The sequence below is a fragment of the Streptomyces sp. genome (assembly GCF_031178505.1).
Classification (GTDB): domain Bacteria; phylum Actinomycetota; class Actinomycetes; order Streptomycetales; family Streptomycetaceae; genus Streptomyces; species Streptomyces gulbargensis.
In genome coordinates, this window is sequence record NZ_JAPSIW010000696.1 from 1 (window position 1) to 3,697 (window position 3,697).

A 3,697-nucleotide genomic window follows, 5' to 3' on the forward strand; every position below is an offset into this window, starting at 1 on the left:
CCGTCATGAAGAACCACATGCCGAAGGAGCTGCACCCGCACAGCAGGATCCCGGCGTTGGCCGCCGTCACGGCCCGGTTGCGGAAGATGCCCAGCGGTACGAGCGGGGCGGCGGTACGGGCCTCCACGGCCACGAACACGGCGAGCAGCGCCGGGCCGCCGAGGAGCGGCAGCAGGGTCGCGGGGGCGGTCCAGCCGGTCAGTTCGGTCTGCACGACGCCGTACGCGAGGACGGCGAGGCCCGCCGTGACGAGGACGGCCCCGGGCAGGTCGAGGCGCCGGCCGCCGCCGGTGCGGCTCTCGCGGAGCCACAGGACGGCGGCGGCGAGGACGAGGACGCCGACGGGCGCGTTGACGAGGAGGACCCAGCGCCAGGAGAGCAGGTCCACGAGCAGGCCGCCGACGAAGCCGCCCGCCGCTCCCCCGGCGGCGCCGACCGCCGTCCAGGTGCCTATCGCCCGGGTGCGGGCGGCCCCGGTGGGGACGGCGGAGGTGACGAGGGTGAGGGTCGCGGGCGAGAGCACGGCGGCGCCGAGGCCTTGCGCGGCGCGGGCCGCGATCAGGTAGGCGCCCTCGGGGGCGAGTCCGCCGACGACGGAGGCGGCGGTGAAGAGGCCGAGCCCGCCGAGGAACATCGCCTTGCGCCCGTAGAGGTCGGCGGCCCGGCCGCCGAGGAGCATGAAGCCGGCGAAGGCGATGGCGTAGGCGTTGAGCACCCACTGCAGCCCGAGCGGCGAGAGGCCGAGGTCGGCGCGCAGGGAGGGGAGCGCGACGTTCATGACGGAGACGTCGAGCACGACGAGGAACTGTCCCGCGCAGGCGACGAGGACGACGAGCCAGGGCCGTGGGGTACGGGCGGCGGCGGAAGCGGTGTCGGAGGGGTGTGCGGGGGTGGGGAGGGCCGTACCGGCCGGGTCGGTCTGCGGCATTCCGTCATGGTCGCAGACCCTCTCCGCCCCGTACATGCGACTTTGGTCCCGGGACCGGAGGCGGGGTGTCACGGACCGGCGGGGCCCGGCGTCCCGGGGAAGGACACCCGCCCGTGGAACGGGGGACGGCGCCGCGCCGCCGAGGGGCGGACACGGCGCGGCCCCGGAGGCGGTGGAGCCTCCGGGGCCGCGTGGTCCCGCTTCCGCCGCCGTCAGCGGAGGTGACCGCCGGCCGCCGCCCGTACGAAGGCGGTGAAGGCGGCGGGGGTGGCGAGGAAGGCCGGGCCTTCCGGGGCCTTGGAGTCGCGGACCGCGACGTGCGCGGAGAGGTCGGCGACCTCGACACACTGCCCGCCGGTGTCACCGCTGTGCGAGGACTTGCGCCAGGCTGCGGTGCCGAGCGGGGCGCACTCGACGCAGTTCCCGCCGGTGTCGGAGCTGTACGACGACTTACGCCAGCGCGCGCCCGTCAGGTTCAGGTCGGTCCCCATAGTGCTCCTCCATCACGCGGGCGATCCGTGCGGCCGATCCCTCCACCGAGAGGGCGGCTGCCTGGAGGTGATCGTAACGGAGCGAGCCCTCCCTGAAGGCGGCCGGATTGGCGGTCATATGGCCCTGCACGAAGTCCTCGGTGTAGACGAGATCGGGGTCGTCCTCGAACCGCAGCAGGTTGAACTCGCCGGGCAGCCCCGCATGAGCCCCGGCCTCGAAGGGGAGGATCTGGATCTTCACCCACTCCTTCTCCTGCATCCGCAACAGGTGGGCGAGTTGCTCCCGCATCACCTCCCGGCCGCCGATCTCCTGGCGCAGTACCGCCTCGCTCAGGACCACCCAGAGCAGGGGCGGCGTGTCCCGTTCCAGGATCCGCTGCCGTTCCATGCGGGCCGCCACCTTGGCGTCCAGGTCGCCCTCGGTCCGCACGCCCAGTACGGCGCGCGCGTACGCCTCCGTCTGGAGCAGGCCGACCACCAACTGCGGCTGGAACGAGGAGATGTACGCCGCCTTCGCCTCCATCTCCGCGTACGGCTGGAACCAGGTCGGGAGCTGGCACCGCAGCACCAGTCCCACCAGGCGCGAGAAGAGGCCGCCCGTCATCAACGCGGCGTCCAGTTGCTCGGAGAAACGCCTGGTGGGGACCTTCTTCGCCGTTTCTATCTGACCGACGAGCGAGCCCGTGCAGTAGAGGATCTTCCCCAGCTGCGGCTGGTTGAGTCCGGCCTCCTCCCTCAAACGGCGGAGTTCGGACCCGTAGTAGTCCAGCGGCGAGGCGCTGGGATCCAGGTCACGGATGTTGGCCACGGCGAGGTCACCCCCAAGCTCACGCGTCGAAGCGTTGCGTCCTGTCCGTAGCCGAGCGTAACCAGTTGACTCCATCCTGGTGGCATGAATCACGTAACTGACCTCCATCCTGCGGAGCTTGGGTCGAGCTACCGCATGGGGTTCACCGTGGGTGAGCACTCGGCCGGTCACATGCGTCGCATCCTGCGCATGTTCCTCACGCGTTGGGAACTCGACCGGCTGTCCGATTCCGCCGGGCTCGCGCTCACCGAGCTGGTGGCCAACGTCGTCCGGCACGTGCCGGACCGCCGCTGCTCGGTGCTCATCCTCCGCGAGCCGCACGGGCTGCGGGTGGAGGTCGCCGACGCCGTACCGGGAAGCCTCGTCGCCAAGGCCGCCGACCCGCTGGAGGAGGGCGGGCGCGGACTCGTGCTGGTGGAGGCCGTGACGGACCGCTGGGGGGTGGAGGAGACGGGCGGCGGGAAGACGGTGTGGTTCGAGTGCGACGCATGAGGCACGATGGGCGCCCGTACCCGCGTACCCGCCAGTAGGAGGACCTGCCCATGCCCGCCGAGCCCCGCCCCGAGATCCTTGCCGCCTTCGAGGCCGCGAAGGGATTCATGCCGGTCGGGGAAGGCCTCGCGCTGTACGGGGCGGCCACCGAGGCGGGGAAGCTCGGGCTGCCGCTCCTGGAGGTCGGCACCTACTGCGGGCGCTCCACGATCCTCCTGGCGGAGGCGGCCCGGGAGGCCGGCACGGTCGCGGTCACCGTGGACCACCACCGGGGCAGCGAGGAGCAGCAGCCGGGCTGGGAGTACCACGACCCGACCGTGGTCGACCCGGAGGTCGGCGTCATGGACACCCTGCCGACCTTCCGCAGGACCCTGCGCAAGGCGGGCCTGGAGGAGCACGTCATCGCCGTCGTCGGCCGGTCCCCGCAGGTCGCGAAGGTGTGGGCCGGGCAGCTCGGCCTCGTCTTCGTGGACGGCGGGCACACCGACGAGCACGCCTCCGGCGACTACGAGGGCTGGGCGCCGAAGGTCGCCCCGGGCGGCCTGCTCGTCATCCACGACGTCTTCCCCGACCCGGCGGACGGCGGCCAGGCGCCGTACCGCATCTACCTGCGCGCCCTGGAGTCGGGGGACTTCGAGGAGGTCTCGGTCACGGACTCGCTGCGGGTGCTGCGCCGCCGCTGAGGGCCGCTGCCCGGCCGGGCGTCCGGGCGGGACGGCCTCCACCCGCCCCCTCCACCCTTCACCGGTCGCGCACGGCGTCCACCGAACCCGCCGCCCGCGCACCGACCCGGTATCGAGCCGGTACCGAGCCGCCGGCCACCGGTACGGGATTTCGGCCCGCGCAGGGCCTAAAGTCGCGGGGTGCCGTACGACCACCTTCACCGCCGCCGGACCGCCCGCCGTCCCCTCGCCCTGGCGCTCACCGCCCTCACCTCCTGTGCCGTGCTCGCGGGCTGCGGCGCCGGGCAGGCCGCGC

The 3,697-nt window shown here is 73.2% G+C and carries 5 protein-coding genes; 2 read left to right on the top strand and 3 right to left on the bottom strand.

Annotated elements, in window-relative coordinates; all coding sequences use genetic code 11:
- From RIF68_RS30655 to RIF68_RS30665, 3 genes are all read right to left on the bottom strand, one after another.
- Positions 1–928: MFS transporter (locus RIF68_RS30655; protein ID WP_309054533.1), on the bottom strand; the 928-nt coding region annotated here is incomplete at its 3' end.
- Positions 929–1,140: 212 nt separating this feature from the next.
- The gene (locus tag RIF68_RS30660; RefSeq protein ID WP_309054534.1) at positions 1,141–1,419 is read right to left on the bottom strand and encodes a DUF397 domain-containing protein; all 279 of its coding nucleotides are present in this window, start codon (positions 1,417–1,419) and stop codon (positions 1,141–1,143) included.
- Positions 1,379–2,227, bottom strand: a complete 849-nt coding sequence (locus RIF68_RS30665) for a helix-turn-helix transcriptional regulator (protein WP_309054535.1) — start codon at positions 2,225–2,227, stop codon at positions 1,379–1,381. Before RIF68_RS30665 ends, RIF68_RS30660 begins: the two co-directional genes overlap by 41 nt.
- 84 nt (positions 2,228–2,311) lie before the next feature.
- Between RIF68_RS30665 and RIF68_RS30670 the strand changes: the two genes are divergently transcribed.
- Both RIF68_RS30670 and RIF68_RS30675 read left to right on the top strand, forming a co-directional pair.
- Positions 2,312–2,719, top strand: a complete 408-nt coding sequence (locus RIF68_RS30670; protein ID WP_309054536.1) for an ATP-binding protein — start codon at positions 2,312–2,314, stop codon at positions 2,717–2,719.
- Between the two features lie 50 nt (positions 2,720–2,769).
- Positions 2,770–3,402 (top strand): class I SAM-dependent methyltransferase, encoded by a 633-nt coding sequence (locus RIF68_RS30675; RefSeq protein ID WP_309054537.1) that lies wholly within the window; start codon positions 2,770–2,772, stop codon positions 3,400–3,402.
- Positions 3,403–3,697 lie beyond the last annotated feature (295 nt).

Coding starts and splice junctions, on each gene's coding strand:
- RIF68_RS30660 (WP_309054534.1), bottom strand. CDS start 1,419: ATGGGGACCGACCTGAACCTGACGGGCGCGCGCTGGCGTAAGTCGTCG.
- RIF68_RS30670 (WP_309054536.1), top strand. CDS start 2,312: ATGAATCACGTAACTGACCTCCATCCTGCGGAGCTTGGGTCGAGCTAC.
- RIF68_RS30675 (WP_309054537.1), top strand. CDS start 2,770: ATGCCCGCCGAGCCCCGCCCCGAGATCCTTGCCGCCTTCGAGGCCGCG.